Consider the following 20,721-nt stretch of genomic DNA (forward strand, 5'->3'; position numbering starts at 1 on the left):
AGGCGCCACTGCCTCATGCGTGGTGGGCGCCGACCTGCGGCTCAGCGCCCTGTGCAGCCCGCCCGTGCAGCCCGCCTATGCGACGCCGAACCCGCCGGCGATCCACTGCACGAGCCAGACGACCCCTTCGACTGCGCGCCAGCCCAAGTAGACGGTCGCCATGACCACCACGAGCCAGAAATGCCACGGCGCCCCCTGCCCACGCGACGCCCGGTCCCGTCGGCGCCGGTGCCGGTCGCGTTCGACGCGAGGCGTGACCGCCGCCGGCCGACGCCGACTCGACCGCGCCGCACCGACGTCTGCGCGGCGCTTCATCGACGCCGAACCCGCAGCTTGACCGGCGTGGTGGCTAAGCCCAGCTCCTCGCGCAAGCGGCGTTCGAGGTACCGCAGGTAGGTGGCCGGCAGCTCCCGGTTCGCGAACAGCGTGAACGTCGGCGGCTGCGTCGCCCCCTGGGTGGCGTAGAGCACCCGCGCACCGCCGGGCGCCGGCTGCGCGGACTGCGCCAGCTGGACGATCTCGTTCACCTTGGCGGTGGGCGCCCTCGAGGCGTACGCCTCCATCGCGGCGGTGATCGCGGGCACCAGACGGTGTACGCCCCGACCGGTCAGCGCACTGATGCGCAGCACGGGGGACGCTCCGACGAAGTGCAGACGACGCCCGAGCTGGCTCAGCACGTCGTCTCGGTGTGAGGCGTCCAGCGTGTCCCACTTGTTGAGCAGCACCGCCATCGGGCAGCCGGCGGCGTCGATGCGCTCGGCGAGACGCTGATCCTGCGCCGTCACGCCGTCGCAGGCGTCGATGACCAGCAGCGACACGTCGCAGGCGTCGATAGCCCGCAGCGCCCGCAGGTTGGCGTAGTACTCGGTGTCCGCGTCGACCCGTGCCTTGCGCCGCATGCCGGCGGTGTCCACGAATCGCACCGGCCCGGCCTCGGTGTGTACGACCGTGTCGATGGCGTCGCGGGTCGTGCCGGCGCGGTCGTGTACCACGGACCGCTCGTCGCCGATGAGGCGATTGAACAGCGTCGACTTGCCCACGTTGGGCCGGCCCACGATGGCGACCGCCGGAATCTCGTCGTCGCTGATGTCGGCGTGAGACTCGTCGTCGTGTCTCCTCACGGCGGCGCTGGAGCTGTCTGCGCTGGTCTCCGCGGCGCCGGCGGCGCGCATGCCTGTCAGCTCGACCAGCCGATCCAGCACGTCGCCGACGTTGCGACCGTGCAGCGCGGACACCGCCCAGGCTTCGCCCAATCCGAGCCGGTCGAATTCCCAGCGTCCGTCGTCACGCGCGACGCTGTCGGACTTGTTGGCGATGACCAGCGTCGGACGCTCGCTGCGCCGCAGTCGTGCCGCAATCCGGGCGTCGGGCTCGGTGATGCCCACCGTCACGTCCACCACCAGCAGCAGCACGTCGGCCTCGTCCATCACACGTTCGCTCTGCTGGGAAACCTTGCCGTCGAGCGAGTCGCCGCCAGCCGACCAGCCGCCGGAGTCCACGACCAAGAACGAGTGTCCCCGCCAGGCGGCTTGGGCGGCCTTGCGGTCACGCGTCACGCCCGGTTCAGGCGCCACCACTGCTTCACGGCGTCCGACGAGCCGGTTGAACAGCGTGGACTTGCCGACGTTGGGCCGTCCCACGATGCCGACCACCGGCAGCGGCGCGCTCACAGCGTCGCCCCCACCGCAGCGGCCGCCGAGAGCCCCGGGCCGCGGCGGTGCGCTGCCGCGGCGGCGTCGAGCAGCCTGCGCAGCGCGGTGCCGTTCGTCGGCACGATCTCGACCTGGCGCGGCAAGTCCTGCGGGGAGGTGCCGTCCAAGAACCGTCCGCCGGACAGGCACACGTCGGCGAGCAGGTAGCGGTCCCCTGCAGGCTGGCTGCTGAGCACCGCTGCGATGTCGGCACCGGCCAGCAGCCCGGTGACGCCGATGTTGCCGCCGAAGAACTCGTTGGGAACCGGGATCACCCGAACGTCGAGTACCGCGTCGGGTGCCGCCGCGCCGCGGTCGCGCTCGGTTTCGGTGCGCCAAGCCTGCACCAGCGGACCCAGCACGGCAGCCCCGTAGGCGCCGGTGAGGATGCCGATTGCCTGGTCGTGGCCACGGCGGTCTCGGCGCCGCTGCGGCTGCACGGACAACGAGACCGGCACCGCCCCCGGCGAGGACGGCAACGCTCCGCCGCCGACTGCGCCGCTGCGATTCGCTCCGTGACCCGCCGCCCGCACAGCTCGGTATCCCACAGCGGGCGCACCGTCCACCCAGGAGAAGAACCCTGCAGCGGGCGCACGCGGCGTCGCTGGGGCATCGCTGCCGACAGCGGTGAACTCCTGCTCGAAGGCTCGGGCCATGCCGATGCCGTCCTCGTGCATCGGGAAGTCGCCGTAGGCATCCGCAGGCGGGAACGAGCGGCCCGCCAGCAAGTAGTACTCGTCGGCCGCGAACACCAGCCGTCGGCCGAGCACCTCGACGAAGCGCCGCTGCCACTGCTCGCACAGGTCCACCACCGCCGCCGCCTCGGCTGCGGTGTGAGGCCGCATCGCGGGTTCGCGCTGGTGGGCGCTGACGCCCAACGGCACCACCGCCAGCGTGGCCAGCGAATCGAACCGGTCCAGCACACCCAGCAGCGTGTCCGCCAGCACCGCGCCGTCGTTGACGCCTGGACACACCACCACCTGGCCGTGGACTTCGATGCCGCCTGCCAGCAAGGCGCTCAGCCAGCGCAGGCTCGTCGCGCCACGTCGGTTGCGCAGCATCCTCGCTCGTAGGTCCGGGTCGGTTGCGTGGATCGACACGTAGAGCGGCGACAGTCGCTCGTCGAGCACCCGTTCGAGATCCAACTCGGTGAAGCGGGTGAGGGTCGTGAAGTTCCCGTACAGAAACGACAGCCGGTAGTCGTCGTCCTTCAGGTACAGGCTGCGCCGCAGACCGGGCGGCAGCTGGTAAATGAAGCAGAACTCGCAGTGGTTGTCGCAGGTCCGCACCCGGTCGAAGATGGCAGCGTTCACTTGCGCGCCCAACGGGACCCCGGCGCGCTTGGACACCGTGAGCTCGACGCGGCGGCCGTCTCGCAGCACCGTGATGACGGGATCGGGCTCGTCCACCAGCATCTGCCAGGCAATGACGTCTGACGGCACCGCACCGTCGATGCAGAGCACCTCGTCGCCTGCGGACAGTCCGGCCTTCGCCGCCGCCGAGCCGGGCTCGACCGCCTCAACCACCGGCCGGGACATGGATGCAGGATAGGAAGATGCAGGCGGCCAGAACGCCGGTCACACCTGCACCGTCGGTAATGTCGGCGCCATGGCCGTCGACCGGGTGCTGCTGGCCGCGCCTCGCGGCTTTTGTGCCGGCGTGGAGATGGCCATCAAGGCGCTCGCCTGGCTGGTTCGTTCGTTTCCGCCGCCGGTGTACTGCTATCACGAGATCGTCCACAACCGTCTCGTGGTGGACCGGTTCGAGCGGCTCGGCGTGGTGTTCGTGGACGACGTCGACGAGGTGCCGCCCCAAGCGCCGCTGATGCTGTCGGCTCACGGTTCCGCGCCCGCGGTGGTGAACCAGGCCCGCCGACGCGGCGGCTACGTGGTGGATGCGGTGTGCCCGCTGGTCACCAAGGTGCATCACGAGGTTCGCGTGCGCGCCGCCAAGGGCTACCGGATCGTCTACGTGGGCCACGACGGCCATGACGAAGCCGTCGGCACGATGGCCGTTGCGCCCGATGCCATCTCATTGGTCTCAGCGCCCGCAGACGTCGACTCGCTGGAGCGCACCGAGGCCCCGGTGGCAGTGCTGGCTCAGACGACGCTGAGCCACCGGGACTGGGCCGAGGTCGCCGACGCCGCCGCATCGCGCTTCGGCGACGTCTGGATGGCGGAACGCTCGGACCTCTGCTTCGCCACCACCAACCGCCAGAGCGCACTCGAGCAGATCGCACCCGACTGCGACGCCGTCGTGGTCATCGGGTCGGCCAACTCGTCCAACACGATGGCGCTCGTCAACGTGGCCGTCGAGTCGGGCTGCGGACGCGTGCTGCGGGTGAACGGCGCCTCCGAGCTGCCCGAAGACCTGCACGGCACCGTCGGGGTCACCGCGGGGGCATCGGCGCCCGAAGAACTCGTGGACTCGGTGATCGAACGGCTCGCGCCGGCGCACGGCACCACCGAGGTGGCCATGACCGACGAGGACGAGTACTTCCCTGCACCTCGCGAGCTGCGCAGCCTGCTCGGCGCGCTGGAGGCTGCCGTTCACGCAGGTCTCGCCGTGCCCCCGCAGGCGAGACGCAGCACCTCGGATCGAACGACAGCGGCAAGCAGCGTTCTGGCCGGACTCGTCGCCTCCGGCGGCTGAGGCGCCGTCGGGAGACTCGGACCGTCGGTTCAGGTGTTGGGTGTGCCGACGTCGGACTGCGCCTGATCGAACAGCTCCTGAATGCGCTCACGCAGCTGAGCGGTCAGCTCGCGGACCGCTGGGCGCGGCACGCGGCCGTTCGGCCCCAGCGGCGGCGGCACCATCGGTTCGCCGACGATGATCTTGATGCGCCGCGGATACATGAACTTGGCGCCTCGCGGCATAGCGGCGGCAGTTCCGCCGATGCCGACCGGCACGATCGGAACCTGCGCCCGCGCAGCCAGATACACCGGCCCGTCCAACAGCGGCAGCACGCGGGGGCCGTCCTTGCGCTCGCCCTCGCCGAACATCACCACCGGGTCGCTGCCGTATCGCAACGCATCCGAGGCAATGCGCAGCGCCGTCCGGTCCGGTGCGTCGCGGTTCACCGGGAAGCAGCCGATGGTGGTGAACAGCCAAGCCGGAAAACGGTACTTCCACATCGAATCCTTGCCCATCAGCCGCATCCGCCGCGGAATTGCTGCGTGAATCGGTGTGTCGATGTAGCTGCGATGGTTGGGCACCCACACGCACGCGCCTGCGGGCAGGTTCGCCAGCCCGTCCACCGAAATCCGGTTCCACACCCGAAAGACGCCCCAGATCGCGTACTTCATGGTGGCGTAGGCGACCATGTTGAGGCGTCCGTCTCGCAGCTGCGGACCGGAATGCGAACCGGCGCCGCGCGAGTCAGCCGGCATGAGCGCTGTCACCCACGAAGCGCCCACAAAGTGCAAAGAGCGCCGTCACCTGCGCTACTGCTTGGTCTTGGGTCAGCTCGGTGGTGTCGACCACGACGGCGCCCGGCGCGATCCGCAGCGGCGAGTCGGCCCTGCTCGCGTCCAGCCGGTCCCGTTCGCCGAGCCCGTGGGCCAGCGCCGCAATGTCCTCAGCGCCAGGGCTGAGCCGATCAGGTTGATCCAGCCGATCCGGACACGCCGGCCGATCTGCGCCGTTGCCGGACACGACATGCTGTGCGGCCTGCTGCATGAGACGACGCTCAGCTCGCGCCTGGGGTGTGGCAGTCAGGAACACCTTCAGGGCGGCGTCGGGGAACACGACGCTGGCGATGTCCCGGCCTTCCATGACGCCTCCGCCCAGTTCGCCGGCCCAGCGTCGCTGACGCTCGACCAGGACTCGCCGCACGGCAGGGTTCGCTGCGACTGCGCTGACGCTGCGGTCCACCTCAGGGGTGCGAATCGCGGCGGCAGCGTCCTGGCCGTCTACGGTCACCTGCTGCGTGCCGCACACGCTGGAGATGCGGATCCGCGCGGTGCGTGCGATCTCGGCGACGGCATCGAGGTCGTGGGGGTCGATGCCGTCCCTCAACGCCGCCCACGCCACCGCCCGGTACATCGCGCCCGTGTCGAGGTATTCCATGCCGAGCGCGGCAGCCACGCCGCGAGCCACGCTGGACTTGCCTGACGCCGCGGGGCCGTCGATGGCGATGATCGGGCCTGCGGGCGCATCGGCGGCTGAACCTGCGCCGCAGGTCACCTCCGGCGTGCGGCGAAGCGTCTCGACCACGTCGAAGAACTCGGGGAACGTCTTGGCGACGCAGGAAGGATCGTCGAGCTGGATGCCGGCTACCCGCAGGCCCATCAGCGACATCGCCATCGCCATCCGGTGGTCCCCGTGGCAGCGCACCAGCCCCGCACGCAGCCCGAAGGGACTGGGGCGGACGGTGATGCCGTCGGGGTCCGCCACGGCATCGACGCCGCGCCGTGCGAGTTCGGCGGCCGTGTTGGCGATGCGGTCCGTCTCCTTGCGCCGGATGAAGCCGATGCCGTTGATCGTGGTGGCGCCTTCAGCGAATGCGGCCACCACCGCCAGCGTCTGGGCCGCGTCGGAGCAGTCGCGCAAGTCGAACGATCCGGCTCGAAGCGTGCCGCTCGGCGGCGCGCTCACCGCGATGGCGTGGTCGCCGACGGTGACCTCAGCGCCCATCTGACCGAGCACGTCCGCGAAGCGCACGTCGCCTTGCACGCTGTTGGCACCGAGCCCTTCGACGCGCACCTCCCCGCCGCACAGCGCCGCGGCGGCCCAGACATAGCCGGCTGCGGATGCGTCCGGCTCGATCGCATAGTCGACCGCTCGATACCCGTTTCGGGCAACGACGAAGCTGTCGGCGCTGGGCCGGTCGATCTTGGCCCCGAACGCCTCCATGACCGCGATCGTCATGTCGATGTACGGTCTGCTCACGGTGTCGAACGCGGCGTCGATCTCCACCGAGAGGCCGCCGAACAGCGGTCCGGCGAGCAGCAGTCCGCTCACGAACTGACTGGAGGTGTCGGCGCGCATTCGCACGTGGCGCCGTTGCCTCGGCTCGTCGGCACCGTCATCGACACGGTCATCGGCACCGTCTCCTGCAGCGTCGGAGATCACCTCGATCGGCAGGCAGCCTTGGTGGCAGAGTTCACGCACCGTGATTCCCAGCGAGCGCAGCGCGGCGAGCAGATCGTCCAGCGGGCGTGCGCGCAGCTGTGCATCGCCGTCGAGTTGCCAACGTCCGCCGAGGGCTGCGACGACGGGCAGGACGAAACGGGCCGTGGTGCCCGAGGACCGTGCATGCACCCCGCTCGCGGCGGCCGGCGCCTGCGCAGCGGCCCGCTCATGGCCGGGGTCCGGTGCCGGCGAGCTCGCATGGCTGAGGCCGTCGGCAACTGGGCTGGGAACAACTGGGCCAGCAACAACTGGGCCAGCAACAGCTGGACTGGCAGCACCGATGCCGTCGATGACCAGCCGGCGCTTGCCCCGGTTGATGCGTACCTCCGCACCGATGGCTGCAGCGGCCTGGATCATCGCCTCGGTGTCGTCTGCGAACAGCACGCCGTCCAGCGTGCTGCGACCGCAGGCCAAGGCTGCGCACAGCACCGCCCGGTTCGTGATGCTCTTGGAGCCCGGCAGCACAGCAGTGCCCGACGCGCCGTTGACGAAGGGATCGACGACCCCTGTCGCTCGACCGGCCTCGACTCGACCGACCCCGGCTCGGCTGGCGCTCATGCCAGCTCGCGTGTGGTGGGGTGATAGCCCTGCCCCGCCAGCGCCGCAAGGAAGCGCTGAGCATCGGTGCGGGCCACCACCAGCACGAGCACGCCGTGTGCCCCTTCGGGCGAGTGCGCCACTTCGATGTCGGCCACGTTCACGTCGCAGTCCGCGGCCAGCATGGTGATGCCCGCAATCTGGCCCTTGCGGTCCGGTATCGGCACCCGCACCTCCACCAGCTCCTGCGGCCGCACGTAACGGGAGGGCAGATTGGTGCGCGCACGCCGCGCCTGGGTGAGCACAGCACGCAAGCCTTCGCGGTCCGCTGCCGCCACGACCTCGCGCATGTGCGACAGCCGCTCGGTGAGCTCGTCGAGGACGTTCACGATGGCATCGCGGTTCTCGCCGCAGATGTCCAGCCAGACGCCGGGATGACCGGCGGCAATGCGTGTCATGTCCCGAAAGCCGCCGGCTGCCAGCCGCAGCAGCGGCGCATCGTCGAGCGCTCGGTCGTCCGCCAGGCACATCAGCGTCGCAGCGGCGAGGTGCGGGACATGACTGACCACGGCGACCAAAGCGTCGTGCCGTTGCGGTGTCATCGTGACGACGTCGGATCCGAAGCCCGTCAGCACTGCCCGGCAGACGCGCAGGCAGTCGTCGTCGGTGGCCTCATTGGGCGTGAGCGCCCAGACGGCGCCCGCGAACATGTCCGGGTTCGCGCCGTCGATGCCGTCTTGTTCTGAGCCGGCCATCGGATGACCCGGCACGTAACGAGGATCGGCGACGGCTCGGGCGACAGGCGTCTTGACGCTGCCGGTGTCGGTCACCACCGCGCCGGCGTCCTCGGTGTCGGCGAGTGCGACGGCGACTTGGCGGGAGAGCTGCCCCGGGGGCACGGCCACCACGCAGAACGTTGCCTGGGGATCGGTTCCCACAGCGTCCACGCAGCCGAGCTCAAGCGCTCGTTGTGATCGTTGGTCGACGGCGTCGCGCCCGGTGACGTGCCATCCCGACTTGCGCAGCGCCGCTGCCACAGAGCCGCCGATCAGACCTGTGCCCACGACCTGTGCCCGACGGGGCAACCCACCGGCGGGCAACGAGGGCGTCATGGACGCGTCCTCACGGTGATGCACACCTTGGCAAGCTCCCGACCGCAACGAGCATGAACGCAGCGAAGCCTGGCCACTCCGCGAAGGGTACCGAGCAGGCCGGCGCTGATGCCGACAGGCTCGCTGCGGCCAAGCGGTCAAACGCGCAGCGTCAGGGCCGCGACATGTTCGGCCAGCGCAGACCGGAAGGTCGCGACGGTGGCCATCTTGACCTGCTCGTAGCCGCGCACCAGCTGCGCCAGTTCCGCGACGGAGACGGCCTGCTCGTAGCGGGCCGCTCCGGCGTCTCGCTCCAGCGCTTGCAGCGCCGATTCGAGCGCCGTTGCGTACTCGGCGGGCAGCGCGCGTTCCGTCCGGCGGATCTGGGTGTGGCCGAACGGATCGCACCAGCGACCCCTGAGGCACTTGCCGCGCGCCAGCAGCGCGAAGACCGGTCGCCACGCAGCGGAGAATCGGATCTTGCGGCCACAGCCCAGCGCCCGCAGCATCGGCGGGTGCAGGTTCCACGACACGGTGCCGCCGACCGTCGCCGCCAAGCTACGCGCTGCGGCATTGGCCTCCGTGTCCGCCATCAGCCGGGCCACTTCGTACTCGTCCTTGTAGGCCGCCAGCTTGAAGTGCCCTGCTGCTGCGGCTGCGGTCAATCGAGCCGTGCCGTCGCCCGCCGCACCGTCGACGCTCGCCACGCGTTCGACTGCGTCCAAGAACTGCTCGCACAGGCGCTGGGACTGGTAGGCACCCAGTTCGGCTGCGTACCGGCGCAGTGTCTCACCGAGCCTGCCGAGGTCCGGTGCCGGAACGTCTGGTGCAGGTTCTGCACGGAGATGGCTCATCACCTGGTCGATGCGGACCGACAGGTGCTCAGGAAGCTGAGCGGGAAGGCTGCGGCTGACGGTGGCTGACTCGTGGCAGGACTTCTCGCCGTTCGCTGCCGCCGATGCACCCCCCGCTGCCGCAGCGGTCACCGACGCCGGATCGCAGATCATCGCTCGTCCCCAGCGGAACGCTGCGAGGTTGCGAGCGACGGCCACGCCGTTCAGCTCGATGGCGGCCTCCACGGCGGCCGGCGACACCGGCAACGCGCCTGCTTGGACTGCCATGCCCACGACGAACACGTTGGACGTCACTGCCGAGCCGCAGAGCGCATCAGCCAACGTGTTGACGTCTGCCCAGTGCCGTCGACCGTCGACCGTCACCGCAGCCAGCCGTTCGAGCAGTGCGTCGGCTGCCGGCATCGGGATGTTCGGATCGGCGACCATGGCGCCGGTGGGCGTGGGCGACGTCGAGCCGACGACCATGGTCCGCTCCGGGTCCGCGACCTCGAGTCCCGCGGGCGATGCCGCCACCAACAGATCGAACGCCACGATGACATCGGCTTGGCCGCGGCCCAGCCGCGCCGTGGCCGGTCCGCCTGCTCGCTGCAGCCGCAGGTCCCCCACGACGGGACCCGCCTTTTGGGACAGCCCGATCTGGTCCAAGCCGCGCACCTCGTAGCCGTCGAACATCGCCGCCGTCCCGAGCACCTGGGCAGCGGTCACCACGCCGGTGCCGCCGATGCCGCACATGCGCACCGACACCTCGTCGGGGCCGACGAGCGGCACCGGGTCAGCAAGCTCAGCCGGTGGCTCAGGCCGGGTGCTTTTGCTGCCGTCGCGTCCATGCGCGGTCTGCTGCTCGCGGGCCGCCAACAGCATGCGCAGGCGGCGGCGCAGCGGCCCGGGCTCGCTGACGGTCACGAACGACGGACAGTCGCCGTCGAGGCACGAATAGTCGAAGTTGCACGAGGTCTGATCGATGCGCGTCTTGCGGCCGAAGAACGTGTCCACCGGCTGCACCGACAAGCAGTTGCTCTTGGCGCCGCAGTCGCCGCAGCCTTCGCAGATGCGCTCGTTGATCAGGACGCGGGTGGTCGGCGTGGGCTGCGTGCCGCGCTTGCGCGCCCGCCGCGCCTCGGCGGCGCACTGCTGATCGTGGACCAGCACGGTGACGCCGTCGATGTCTGCGAGCAGTTCTTGCGCCTCCATCAGACGATCGCGATGCCAGACCTCGACGCCGTCAGGAAGGGCGCTGCGTCGGCGACCGCGGTAGGCGGCGGGATCGTCGGTGGTGATGAGGATCTTGGCCACCCCGCCCGCCAGCAGTGCCGCTGCCACCTCGGGCACGTCGAGCTGCCCGGCTGGGTCCTGGCCTCCCGTCATGGCGACTGCTCGGTTCCACAACAGCTTGTAGGTGATGTTGGCGCCGCTGGCCACCGCACCTGCGACGGCCAGCCGGCCGCTGTGGAAGTAGGTGCCGTCTCCCAGGTTCTGGAAGATGTGCCGCGTCTTCACGAACGGCGACATGCCGATCCACTGGGTGCCTTCCTGGCCCATGGCGGTCACGCCGGTGATGTCCCCCACCCGCTGAGGCGCCATCAGCAGCGCCATGGTGTGACAGCCGATGCCGGCACCCACCACTGCGCCGTCGGGCACCTGCGTGGATCGATTGTGCGGACAGCCGGAACAGAAGTACGGCGAGCGGGACTGCTCAGGCGACAGAGCCAAGGGCAGCTCGATGCGCACGCGCTCCGGCTGCGCAGGCGCAAGGCGTTCGCCGATGCGAGCCTCCAGCCGCCTGCGCAGCGGCTCGACGAGATCGTCGGCGGTCAGGGCGCCGTGGCTGTGCAGGAGCAGCTGATCGTGCTCGTCTGCTTTGCCGACGATGCGCGGATGGTGTGACTGGTTGTACAGCGCGTCCTTCAGCAGCGACTCGATGTTGGGGCTCTTCTCCTCGATCACGAAGACCTCGGTCACCCCGCGGGCGAAGCGGCGGGCTCGCTCGGCGCTGAAGGGGATCGGCATGCCCATCCGCACCAGCCGAATGCCGGCGTCCCGCACGGCCTCGTCGCTGTCGAGGCCGAGCCGACGCAGCGCTTCGCGCACTTCGCGGCAGGTGATGCCCGATGCCACCAGCGCGATCCAGGCGTCGGGCGGGTCGACGGCGGCGGCGTTCAAGCGGTTGGCGGCGGCGTACGCGATCGCCAGCTCGTAACGGACCTCCACGATCTCGCGCTCGAGGTCGACGGTGTGGGGCGTGAGGAGATAGCCGTCTGGTCGGTGCCGGTACGGCTCACCGTCGAGCAACGGGATGACCGGATCGAACCGGTCGGGATCCAGCCGCACCGTCGAAGCGCCGTCCGCCACGTCGGCCACGATCTTGAGGCCGGTCCACAGCCCCGTCGTGCGGGACATGGCGATGGCGTGTCGGCCCAGATCGAGCGCTTCGGCCGGCGTGCCCGGATAGAGCACGGGGATGTGCAGGTCGGCCAACGACCCGGCTGAGCTGGAGGGGATGGTCGAGCTCTTGGCCGCTGGGTCGTCTCCGGCGATGACCACCGCGCCGCCGCGTGGATCGGCGCCCGCGAAGACCCCGTGGCGCAGCGCGTCAGTGGCGCGGTCCACGCCGGGCGCCTTGCCGTACCACAGCCCGAGGACGCCGTCGTAGACGGCATCGGGCTGAACGGCGGCCAGCTGGCTGCCCATGACCGCGGTGGCGGCCTGCTCCTCATTGACGGCCGGCGAATGGACGACCGGCAGATCCGTCGTGCGTCGGGCCGCCTCGATGGCGGCGTCGTAGCCGCCCAGCGGCGAGCCCGGATAACCCGAGACGAACGCCGCAGTGCGCAAGCCGGCGCGCCGGTCAGCCCGCAGCTGCTCGAGCGGCAGGCGGGCCAGCGCTTGGAGTCCGGTCATGTAGGCGGTGCCGCGCTCGTCGGTGTAGCGGTCCGTCAGCCGGTACGTCTCGGCCAGGCTCATCGGCTCGGCCCTGTGTGCCTGCTGCGGTTCTCGCCGGTCATCGGGTCTGGCTCTCTGTCTGGCCTGCTGCATCTGGCCTGCTGTGCGTCACTCCCATTGTGGTCGCTGACGGCCGCCGTCGGGAGCGCGCGACGCGAACCGGCGCGTGGCGTCGCGGTGCAGCTCGCGGACTTCGTCATCGCTGAGCGGCCGAGACGCTCCTGGCCGCAGAGCCGGGTCGGTCAGCGACCCGATGCGAGTGCGCACCAGGCGGAGCACCCGATGCCCGACGGCGTCGCACATCCGCCGGATCTGTCGATTGCGCCCTTCGTGTACGACGATGCGCAGCACCGACGGCTGCGGCATCGACACTCCGGCGGGCGCCGTGAGGCCGTCGTCGAGCTGGACCCCTGCACGCAGCCGTGCGAGCGCGCCGCGGCCGGGCACGCCGTCCACGTGCGCCAGGTACTCCCGTTCGACTCCCCATGACGGGTGCGTCAGCCGATGCGTCAGCTCGCCGTCGTTCGTCACGATGATCAGCCCTTCAGAATCCGCATCCAGCCTCCCGACCGGATAGACGCGCGCAGCGGTGGGCACCAGTTCGGTCACGCAGCGTCGGCCCCGCTCGTCCGACGCAGCGCTGAGCACGTTCGGCGGCTTGTTCACCAGGTAATGGACCATGGCGCAGTCCCACGTGACGACTGCTCCGTCCACTTCGATGCGGTCCGTCGGGCCCGCCCGGTCCCCGATTCGGGCGACGGCGCCGTTGACCGAGATCCGACCGGCGGCGATCAGCTCCTCGCACCGGCGTCGGCTGGCCACGCCGGCTCGAGCCATGACCTTGTGCAGTCGCTCACTGTGGGTCATGGCCAGCGACGATCCGGTCCATGTCCGCCAACGCGTCGGGGTCGACGCGCAGCTCGGCCAACGAGGGCAGGTCGTCGAGACTGTCGAGGCCCAGCAGCTCCAGGAACGTCGGCGTCGTACCGAGCAACGCTGCATGACCGGGGCCCTGATCTCGTGCTGTCACGGCGATGTAGCCGTGTTCGGTGAGGGTGCGGACGACACCGTCCGCGTTGACGCCCCGGATGGCGCTGATCTGGGCTCGCGAGATCGGCTGCTTGTAGGCCACCACTGCCAAGGTCTCCAAGGCCGCCGCGGACAGGCGCGGCGATCGTCGGCTGCCTACGAAGCGCTCGACGTAGTCCGCGACTGCCGGTGCTGTCTGCAGCTGGTATCCGCCGGCCACCTGCACCACGGTGAAACCCCGCCCTGCTCGCTCGTACTCTGCGACGAGGTCGCTGCAGACCGCCTGCACCGTCGCCGCCGAGGCGCAGGTGACCGATGCCAGCACCGCCGTGGGCACCGGCTCGGTCGCGACCATCAGCACGGCTTCGACTGCGGCGTACAGCACTCGGTCATCGACGACGGGTGGCTCGCAGCTGTCTGCGTCCTCGGCACGGCCTGCGTCCTCGGCACGGTCTGCGTCCTCGGCGCGGTCGGCACCAACACGCGGCGGTGCTGCTTGGCTCGGACGCGCCGAGGGATGGGAACGGGAGTGCGGCTGGGCGGCTGGGGTCGGGTCTGGCGTTGCCGGACCTGGCGACGGCCGGTGCGGTGGCGCAGCCGGAGCGTCCGGCAGGGTTCGCCCCTCGTCGCTGACGAGCCGAAGGCCGCGGGCGGATCGGCCGGTCCGGCTGACGTTGCGACGCTTGCGGCTCATGCAGCATCTTCTGTGTCTTGCGACAGGCTGCGGGCGGCACTGCGCAACCCCGAGCCGGCGCCGATCCACTCCACGCCGATGTCGCCGAAGCGCTCGGCTTGGGTCAGCTCGACATGACCCGAGCCGAACAGCTCCAGCACCGCCAAGAAGTACACCACCACCACGATGCGCTCGGCGACCTCGCCGGTGAGCTCCCGGAAAGTCGCCGGACCCGACTCGGCCAGCCGCTCGGCGATCTGCGCCGCAGCTTCGTCCACTGTCATGACGACGCCTCTCACGTGACTGAGGTCGACGTGGGGTTCGGGCCGCGCCGTGAGCACTCGTTGGATTGCTGCGGCGAGGTCGTCTGGCGCAGCGCCTTCGAGCGCGTCCGGCGCGCACGCCCACAAGTGCTCGGGAGGACCTGCGGTGCGCGGCCACTGCAGCGTCGCGGCATTCCAGCGCTCGCGCAGCAGCCGTGCCGCTGCAGCGAACGTGTTTCCCTCGAGCAGCCGTGCCACAGCGGCGTCGCGTACCCCGTAAGCCGCCAGCTCTTCCTCCAGGTCCAGCTCGGCCGGCGGTGCAGGCAGCAGACGGCGTGACTTGAGCTCGATCAACGTCGCGGCCAGCAGGGCGAATTCGCTGGCGGCGTCGACGTCCACAGTGCTGGGCGCCACAGCATCGGGTTCCACAACATGGGCCTCGGCACCGTGGCGCCCCGCGGCGGCCAGGGAATCTGCAAAGCAGTCGGCCACGAAGTCCTCCACCAGTCGCGTCAACGACACTTCCCAGATGTCCACTTCTTGTGAGACGACCAGCTTCACCAGCACGTCCAGCGGGCCGGCAAAACCCTCGGTGCGAACTTGGTGCGCCACGCAGTCCGACGGTACCGCGGCCACCGACGTCGCGGCGGTACCGTCGGGTGCCATGACGCGAGTGCTCTCGGGCATCCAGCCCACCGGCGACGTTCACTTGGGCAACTATCTCGGAGCGCTTCGGCAGTGGGCGATCGGCCAGCACGACTCCGATGCCTTCTACTGCGCGGTGGACCTGCACGCGGTCACCGTGCGCCAGGACCCGGCCGAGTTGCGGGCCGCCACGCTGGGCACGATGGCCACGTTGATCTCGGTCGGCCTCGATCCCGAGGTCTGCACGCTGTTCGTCCAGAGCCACGTTCCCCAGCACACCGAGCTGTCGTGGCTGCTCGAGTGTACCGTGTCGCTCGGGGAGCTGCGCCGGATGACGCAGTTCAAGGACAAGGCTGCACGTGCCGAGGGGCGTGCCGAAGGGAGCGACCAAGGCGGCGACCACGTCTCTGCAGGCTTGTTCACCTACCCGGCACTGATGGCCGCGGACATCTTGATCTACGACGCAGACCGAGTCCCCGTGGGCGACGACCAGCGCCAGCACCTCGAGCTGACCCGTGACGTGGCACAGCGGTTCAACAGCCGCTACGGCGAGGTCTTCGTCGTACCCGAGGCTGCCATCCCGACGGTCGGCGCCCGCGTGATGGACCTGCAGAACCCGCAGTCGAAGATGTCCAAGTCCGCCGAGAGCCCCCAAGGCACCGTGGGGATCTTCGAGGACCGAGCCGACATCGCCCGCAAGTTCGCTCGGGCGGTGACCGACTCCGAGTCTGAGGTGCGCTACGACCCCGACGCGAAGCCGGGCGTGTCCAACCTGCTGTCCATCCTCGGCGCCGCCACGGGGCGCAGTCCGGCCGACGCTGCAGCGGGCTACCGCCAGTACGGAACGCTCAAGTCCGACACCGCCGAAGCGGTCATCGCCATGCTCGAGCCCATCGCCGCCAAGAAGGCCGAGCTCGACGCCGACCCTGCCGAGCTCTCCCGCATCATCGCGGCCGGGGCCGACAAGGCAGCAGCAGTCGCCGGCGGAACCTTGGCACGCGCCAAGGATGCGATGGGCTTCCTGCCGAAGTAGCCGCCGCCGGCGTTCCTCTGCTCAGAACCCCCAGGACTCCACGCGGCTCAGTAGCGAGCTCGGGGATGAGCCTGGCGGTAGACCTCAGTCAAACGCTCCTGGGAGACCGCGGTGTACCGCTGTGTGCTCGAGATCGAGGCATGACCCAACAGCTCCTGCACGCTGCGGATGTCGGCGCCGCCGTCGAGCATGTGGGTCGCGCACGAATGACGCAGCACGTGGGTGGTGAGCTGATCGGGCCCGAGTCCCACGCGTTCGCCATGGCGGCGCACGACCAGCCAGAGGCCCTGACGGGTGATGCGACGGCCCCGCGCACTCAGGAACATCGCTGCAGCGTCGTCGCGCGACCGCCACGACGCCGGCGTCATCGCCCCGCGGCCGGCGCCGCTCAGCCAGTCCCCGACGGCGGCTGCGGCGTGACGGCCCACCGGCACTACCCGCTCTTTGCCGCCTTTGCCCCAGACCCGCATCAGCCGTTCGCCGAGGTCGACGTCGCCCAGCGACAACGCTGTCAGCTCGCCGGCCCGCAGGCCCATGCCGTAGAGCACTTCGAGCATCGCACGATCCCGCAGCGCCACGGGACTGTCCCCGGCCGGCGACGCCAGCAGCAGCTCGATCTGGTCCCGGCGCAACGCCCGAGGCAGCCCGGCCCGAGCGCGGGGCACATCGAGCGCGCCAGCGGGATCGGACTGCGCCAAGTCCTCTGCGACCAAGAACCGATACAGACCGCGCAGGCTGACCGCCACTCGGGCGCACGTCGAGGACGCACGCCCCAGATCGTCGCGCAAGTGCGCCAAGTAGGCCGCCACCTCCGCCGAGCCGGCGCCCAGCAGGTCGGTCCCCCGTGCTCCGAGCCATGCCGCAAACCCGCTCAGGTCGGCCCGGTAGGAGGCGATCGTGTGCGGCGCTCGGCCCCGCTCGTTGGACAACCAGCCCAGGTACTCCTCGGCTTCGACCGCCAGTGCAGCCGACATCGCCAGCTCAGCTATCCGGTGCCCAGCGACCCAGTGCCCAGCAGTCCTGCTTCGGCGGATGCCGGCAGCAGCTGAGCCTCGCGTCCGTCGGCCCGGGCGAGTGCAGCGCCCACTAGGCCGCAGAACAGCGGCGCCGGGCGGTTGGGCCGGCTCTTGAACTCGGGGTGTGCCTGGGTGCCCACCCAGAAGGCGTGACCGTCGAGCTCGACGAATTCGGCGAGGCGGCCGTCGGGCGAGAGTCCGCTGCACCGCAGTCCGCCGTCTTCCATCCGATGGCGGTAGCTGTCGTTGACCTCGTATCGATGCCGATGTCGCTCGTTGACCAGCGTGTCGCCGTACATCGCCGCCACACGGCTGCCGGGCGCCAGCCTGGCCAGGTAGGCGCCGAGCCGCATCGTGCCGCCCTTGTCCTGGATGCCGCGCTGTGCATGCATGAGATCGATGACTGGATGCAACGTGTGCGGGTCGAACTCGGTCGAATTAGCGCCCAACAGGCCCAGCTCGTTGCGGCAGAACTCGATCACCATGACCTGCAGTCCCAGGCAGAGCCCCAGGCACGGCACGTCGTGCTGGCGCGCGTAGGCCGCCGCGGCAATCTTGCCTTCGATGCCCCGCGGCCCGAATCCGCCGGGGATCACCATGCCGTCGAGATGACCGAGCCGTCCAGCGGCCAGCAGCCCCTCGATCTCCTCGGAGTCGATCCAGTCCAAGTCGACATCGACGCCGTGATAGGCACCCGCGTGTCGCAACGCCTCCACCACCGACAGATACGCATCGGGCAGCGCCACGTACTTGCCGATGATGCCGATCCGCACCGTCGTTCGAGGCGCTGCGATGCGCGCCAGCATTGCCTCCCACTCGACGAGATCGGGCTCGACGTCTTCGAAGCCGAGCAGACGGCACAGGAAGCTGTCCAGGCCTGCGGCGCGCAGCACCATGGGAATCTCGTAGAGGACCGACGAGTCGGGGGCATTCACGACGCCGGCCAGCTCCACATCGCTGAGACTGGAGATCTTGTTGCGCAGGCCGTCCTCGATGGGACCCGCGCTGCGCAGCACGATGGCGTCGGGATGCACGCCGCGGCTGCGCAACTCGGTCACCGAGTGCTGTGTGGGCTTGGTCTTCTGTTCGCCTGACGGGCCGATGAAGGGCACCAGCGTGACGTGGACGTAGCACACGTTGCGCGGTCCGACCTCGAGGCGCATCTGGCGGATGGCCTCCAGAAACGGCAGGATCTCGATGTCGCCGACGGTGCCGCCGACCTCGGTGATGACCACGTCCACATCTCCGGCGGCCAGCTTGCGGATGCGTTCTTTGATCTCGTCGGTGATGTGCGGGATGACCTGCACTGTCCGCCCCAGATACTGGCCACGACGCTCGTCGGCGAGCACTTTCTGGTAGATCGAACCGGTCGTAGCGTTCGAGTCCCGCGTCAGCGACACGTCGATGAAACGCTCGTAGTGACCGAGGTCGAGGTCGGTCTCGCCTCCGTCGTCGGTGACGAACACTTCGCCGTGCTCGTAGGGGTTCAACGTGCCTGGGTCCACGTTGATGTACGGGTCCAGCTTCTGCATGGTGACCCGCAGCCCGCGGGCCGCCAGCAGCCTGCCGAGCGACGCCGCGGTGAGGCCCTTGCCGAGAGAGCTGGCAACTCCGCCGGTGACGAACATGTGCTTGGCCACGCGGCCCCCTCAGTGGGCTCGGTGCATGCGGGCTTCCGAGCCAGTGCCCGCGTGGACAGTGGACGCCCTCAGCGCTGAATTTGTTGCGAACTCAGCTCGCTGCCAACTCAAGCTACCGTCGGCTCAGCGATGGTGCGCGCTCCTCGCAGGCGATGCGTTGCAGGCAATCCGCTGCTCTGTCGATGCCTCAGCCGTCAGATGCGGCAGGGCGAGCCGAGTCTGTCCAGCCACCGCAGCAGCGGCACTGCGCCGATGACGCGACTGAACGACCAGCGCTCGCTCGCGAGGTTCAGCGCCGACAGCACCGCGAGCAGCAGCCATTCCCACGCGGCCGACGCCATCGCCACCGACGCCAGCCCCAGCACTGCGCCGGTCGCGTTCACGCCGGTGTCGCCCTGCATGTGCGCTTCGCGCATCTCGCTGCCGAGCAGCCCGACCGAGGCGCCCGCCGCACCTGCTGCCCACAGTGCCGGGGACTGCCAGGTCGGCCAGGTCGCTGCGACGGGCGCCAGCCCGATGAGCCACCACACCAGCGCAACCTTGGTCGCCCGCCCCGGCGCTCGGTCGAACAGATTCAACAGGTTGGCACTGAGCGCCGTGATCGCTGCGCCGCGCAGCAACGGCACGAGCGCAACGGTGCTTCCGAACAGGCCCGCCTGCACGCACAGCAGCGCCGCCGCACCACCCCCGACGGCCTTGTGCAGACCCGTCGTCAGCCTGCGCCGGCGCCAGCTGCGGCGGATGTGGGCCAGGAAGCCTCCCGATTCGCCTTCGCCACGGGTGTCGTCGCGGTAGCCCAGCCATCCGAACACCGCCAAGGCCAGCCCTGCTGCCGCCGCACCGATGGCGCCGGCGTTCGCGAAGCTGTGGGAGGTACGGGCCGGGGCCGCGCCAGCGGTGCCGCTGCGGTAGGCCATGACCGCCACGAGGGCTGTGGCGCCGACGCCTACGGCAACGACGAGCAGGCCCGAGCATCCGAAGATCGGCTTGCCGCGGGCGTTCTCCCGCATCCAGCGCGGACGCCGCATCCGCGAGCCGGCCAAGCGCCAGCAGATCGCGGCGGCGAGCGCCGAGCCGGCGAACACTGCTGCGAGGGCTGCAGCGGTCGGCACAGCGAAACCGGCGGTCATGGCCTGATGCCGGCGGGCCGAGCGCTGTAGCACTCGCTCATGGGCGCTTCATGGATGGACGCTTCATGGACGGATCACCGACGGCCGTTCACGAACGGTCTGGGTTTCGGCGCCGCCGCAGGCCGAGCCGCGACCGCAGACTTCCCAGCGTCGCGGCGCCCGAGCGTGCAGCGGCCTGTCGCCGCCGGCGCCACGCGGGCCGCCGGGCACGGACGCGACCCATGAAGCGATCACGTCCGCGACCAAGCGCGCGGCCGACAGTGCGTCCAGTGAGCGATGCGACCGCCAGCCAGAGGGCCTTGTGGGACCCGAGACGCGCCGCCGCAGCCCGGTAGACGTCTCGCCCGATGCGCGCTCGATGGGCGAATCCGCGCAGGTCGCGCCCTGTGGGCAGATGGCTGAAGCCAGTCTCGACCTCGCGGATGACGGCGCCTCGGCTCGCGGCGTCCAGCGTCAGGCCCAGCTCGAGACCGAACCTGGGCGCAAGCTGCAGCGAGCGCAGCAGCGGGCCCCGCACGGCGCGCTGGCCCGACAGCGGCTCGGCCAGATCCAGCCCCGTGTGCGAGCGCAGGACACGTCCCGCGAACGCCTTGACCAGCCCGAATCCGCTGCGCCGGCCGGGCGCCTCGAGCACGGCCACCGTCATGTCCGCTTGGTTGGTCGCCAACGGCGCCAACAGCGCACCGGCACCGGCGGCCGAGTCACCCACGTCGGCATCGATGAGCAGATAGGCCTCGGGCGCACCCGACGCTGCGATGCCCGCGGCCACAGCGGCGGCCTTGCCGCGATTGCGGGCCAGCTCGACGACGCGCGCTCCTGCTGCTGCGGCGACAGCCGAGGTGCGGTCCCGGGACCCGTCGTCCACCACGATGACCTCTGACACCTCGGGCACGGTCCGCAGCGCCGTCACCGTCGCGCCGACCGTGTCCGCTCGGTCGAACGCCGGCACGATCGCCACTGCATGCAGCCCCGACGACCGCACAGCCGGCAGCCCCGTCGGCGCCGGTGACTGGTCCTGGTTCCTCGATTCCTGCATCATCGCTGCT

16 protein-coding genes are annotated in these 20,721 nt (G+C 70.2%); 2 read left to right on the top strand and 14 right to left on the bottom strand.

Annotation, left to right across the window (positions count from 1 at the left end; translation table 11 throughout):
* Positions 1-75 precede the first annotated feature (75 nt).
* The 3 genes from ACOGI4_RS10160 to ACOGI4_RS10170 are packed head-to-tail and all read right to left on the bottom strand — an operon-like array spanning position 76 to position 3,229.
* Positions 76-315, bottom strand: a complete 240-nt coding sequence (locus ACOGI4_RS10160) for a hypothetical protein (RefSeq protein WP_419841557.1) — start codon at positions 313-315, stop codon at positions 76-78.
* Positions 312-1,670, bottom strand: a complete 1,359-nt coding sequence (gene der, locus ACOGI4_RS10165) for a ribosome biogenesis GTPase Der (RefSeq protein WP_419841558.1) — start codon at positions 1,668-1,670, stop codon at positions 312-314. Before der ends, ACOGI4_RS10160 begins: the two co-directional genes overlap by 4 nt.
* Entirely contained in the window at positions 1,667-3,229 is a 1,563-nt protein-coding gene (locus ACOGI4_RS10170; RefSeq protein WP_419841559.1) for a DUF512 domain-containing protein, read from the bottom strand. The genes der and ACOGI4_RS10170 overlap by 4 nt, the downstream gene beginning before the upstream one ends.
* Before the next feature lie 70 nt (positions 3,230-3,299).
* Here ACOGI4_RS10170 and ispH point away from each other — a divergent pair, with 70 nt between their 5' ends.
* Positions 3,300-4,343 carry a 4-hydroxy-3-methylbut-2-enyl diphosphate reductase gene (gene ispH, locus ACOGI4_RS10175; protein ID WP_419841560.1) on the top strand — a complete coding sequence of 348 codons (1,044 nt, stop codon included), beginning with the start codon at positions 3,300-3,302 and terminating at the stop codon, positions 4,341-4,343.
* Between the two features lie 29 nt (positions 4,344-4,372).
* On the opposite strand, the gene ACOGI4_RS10180 is transcribed toward ispH, so the two are convergent.
* The 7 genes from ACOGI4_RS10180 to ACOGI4_RS10210 form a co-directional block, all read right to left on the bottom strand.
* On the bottom strand, positions 4,373-5,080 hold the full coding sequence (locus tag ACOGI4_RS10180) for a lysophospholipid acyltransferase family protein (protein WP_419841561.1): 708 nt from the start codon (positions 5,078-5,080) through the stop codon (positions 4,373-4,375).
* Positions 5,070-7,382, bottom strand: a complete 2,313-nt coding sequence (aroA, locus tag ACOGI4_RS10185; RefSeq protein WP_419841562.1) for a 3-phosphoshikimate 1-carboxyvinyltransferase — start codon at positions 7,380-7,382, stop codon at positions 5,070-5,072. The genes ACOGI4_RS10180 and aroA overlap by 11 nt, the downstream gene beginning before the upstream one ends.
* A complete protein-coding gene (locus ACOGI4_RS10190) occupies positions 7,379-8,473 on the bottom strand; it encodes a prephenate dehydrogenase/arogenate dehydrogenase family protein (protein WP_419841563.1) in 1,095 nt (364 codons plus the stop codon). The genes aroA and ACOGI4_RS10190 overlap by 4 nt, the downstream gene beginning before the upstream one ends.
* 137 nt (positions 8,474-8,610) lie before the next feature.
* Positions 8,611-12,267, bottom strand: coding sequence for an indolepyruvate ferredoxin oxidoreductase family protein (locus ACOGI4_RS10195; protein WP_419841564.1), 3,657 nt, complete (start codon positions 12,265-12,267; stop codon positions 8,611-8,613).
* Positions 12,268-12,354: 87 nt separating this feature from the next.
* Positions 12,355-13,113 carry a pseudouridine synthase gene (locus tag ACOGI4_RS10200; RefSeq protein WP_419841565.1) on the bottom strand — a complete coding sequence of 253 codons (759 nt, stop codon included), beginning with the start codon at positions 13,111-13,113 and terminating at the stop codon, positions 12,355-12,357.
* Entirely contained in the window at positions 13,100-13,969 is an 870-nt protein-coding gene (gene scpB, locus ACOGI4_RS10205; RefSeq protein ID WP_419841566.1) for an SMC-Scp complex subunit ScpB, read from the bottom strand. The genes ACOGI4_RS10200 and scpB overlap by 14 nt, the downstream gene beginning before the upstream one ends.
* The gene (locus ACOGI4_RS10210; RefSeq protein WP_419841567.1) at positions 13,966-14,877 is read right to left on the bottom strand and encodes a segregation and condensation protein A; all 912 of its coding nucleotides are present in this window, start codon (positions 14,875-14,877) and stop codon (positions 13,966-13,968) included. Before ACOGI4_RS10210 ends, scpB begins: the two co-directional genes overlap by 4 nt.
* Here ACOGI4_RS10210 and trpS point away from each other — a divergent pair.
* Positions 14,876-15,889: a tryptophan--tRNA ligase gene (gene trpS / locus ACOGI4_RS10215; protein WP_419841568.1), complete on the top strand. Its 1,014-nt coding sequence runs from the start codon at positions 14,876-14,878 to the stop codon at positions 15,887-15,889. The genes ACOGI4_RS10210 and trpS overlap by 2 nt on opposite strands.
* Before the next feature lie 47 nt (positions 15,890-15,936).
* Here trpS and ACOGI4_RS10220 read toward each other — a convergent pair whose 3' ends face one another.
* From ACOGI4_RS10220 to ACOGI4_RS10235, 4 genes are all read right to left on the bottom strand, one after another.
* On the bottom strand, positions 15,937-16,863 hold the full coding sequence (locus ACOGI4_RS10220; RefSeq protein ID WP_419841569.1) for a tyrosine recombinase: 927 nt from the start codon (positions 16,861-16,863) through the stop codon (positions 15,937-15,939).
* 11 nt (positions 16,864-16,874) lie between these two features.
* Positions 16,875-18,533 (bottom strand): CTP synthase, encoded by a 1,659-nt coding sequence (locus ACOGI4_RS10225; protein ID WP_419843129.1) that lies wholly within the window; start codon positions 18,531-18,533, stop codon positions 16,875-16,877.
* Positions 18,534-18,739: 206 nt separating this feature from the next.
* Positions 18,740-19,675: a hypothetical protein gene (locus ACOGI4_RS10230; protein WP_419841570.1), complete on the bottom strand. Its 936-nt coding sequence runs from the start codon at positions 19,673-19,675 to the stop codon at positions 18,740-18,742.
* An 88-nt stretch (positions 19,676-19,763) separates the two neighbouring features.
* Positions 19,764-20,711 (bottom strand): glycosyltransferase, encoded by a 948-nt coding sequence (locus ACOGI4_RS10235; RefSeq protein WP_419841571.1) that lies wholly within the window; start codon positions 20,709-20,711, stop codon positions 19,764-19,766.
* Between the last annotated feature and the right edge of the window lie 10 nt (positions 20,712-20,721).

The sequence above is a fragment of the Candidatus Poriferisodalis sp. genome (assembly GCF_965205175.1).
GTDB lineage: Bacteria > Actinomycetota > Acidimicrobiia > Acidimicrobiales > Poriferisodalaceae > Poriferisodalis.

What these genes read in the sequence shown, in the direction of transcription:
- ACOGI4_RS10195 (WP_419841564.1), bottom strand. Translation starts at nt 12,267, where the DNA reads ATGAGCCTGGCCGAGACGTACCGGCTGACGGACCGCTACACCGACGAG.
- ACOGI4_RS10210 (WP_419841567.1), bottom strand. Translation starts at nt 14,877, where the DNA reads ATGGCACCCGACGGTACCGCCGCGACGTCGGTGGCCGCGGTACCGTCG.
- ACOGI4_RS10225 (WP_419843129.1), bottom strand. Translation starts at nt 18,533, where the DNA reads ATGTTCGTCACCGGCGGAGTTGCCAGCTCTCTCGGCAAGGGCCTCACC.
- ACOGI4_RS10235 (WP_419841571.1), bottom strand. Translation starts at nt 20,711, where the DNA reads ATGCAGGAATCGAGGAACCAGGACCAGTCACCGGCGCCGACGGGGCTG.
- ACOGI4_RS10180 (WP_419841561.1), bottom strand. Translation starts at nt 5,080, where the DNA reads ATGCCGGCTGACTCGCGCGGCGCCGGTTCGCATTCCGGTCCGCAGCTG.
- ACOGI4_RS10200 (WP_419841565.1), bottom strand. Translation starts at nt 13,113, where the DNA reads ATGACCCACAGTGAGCGACTGCACAAGGTCATGGCTCGAGCCGGCGTG.
- ACOGI4_RS10190 (WP_419841563.1), bottom strand. Translation starts at nt 8,473, where the DNA reads ATGACGCCCTCGTTGCCCGCCGGTGGGTTGCCCCGTCGGGCACAGGTC.
- ispH (WP_419841560.1), top strand. Translation starts at nt 3,300, where the DNA reads ATGGCCGTCGACCGGGTGCTGCTGGCCGCGCCTCGCGGCTTTTGTGCC.
- scpB (WP_419841566.1), bottom strand. Translation starts at nt 13,969, where the DNA reads ATGAGCCGCAAGCGTCGCAACGTCAGCCGGACCGGCCGATCCGCCCGC.
- trpS (WP_419841568.1), top strand. Translation starts at nt 14,876, where the DNA reads ATGACGCGAGTGCTCTCGGGCATCCAGCCCACCGGCGACGTTCACTTG.
- ACOGI4_RS10220 (WP_419841569.1), bottom strand. Translation starts at nt 16,863, where the DNA reads ATGTCGGCTGCACTGGCGGTCGAAGCCGAGGAGTACCTGGGCTGGTTG.
- ACOGI4_RS10170 (WP_419841559.1), bottom strand. Translation starts at nt 3,229, where the DNA reads ATGTCCCGGCCGGTGGTTGAGGCGGTCGAGCCCGGCTCGGCGGCGGCG.
- ACOGI4_RS10230 (WP_419841570.1), bottom strand. Translation starts at nt 19,675, where the DNA reads ATGACCGCCGGTTTCGCTGTGCCGACCGCTGCAGCCCTCGCAGCAGTG.
- aroA (WP_419841562.1), bottom strand. Translation starts at nt 7,382, where the DNA reads ATGAGCGCCAGCCGAGCCGGGGTCGGTCGAGTCGAGGCCGGTCGAGCG.
- ACOGI4_RS10160 (WP_419841557.1), bottom strand. Translation starts at nt 315, where the DNA reads ATGAAGCGCCGCGCAGACGTCGGTGCGGCGCGGTCGAGTCGGCGTCGG.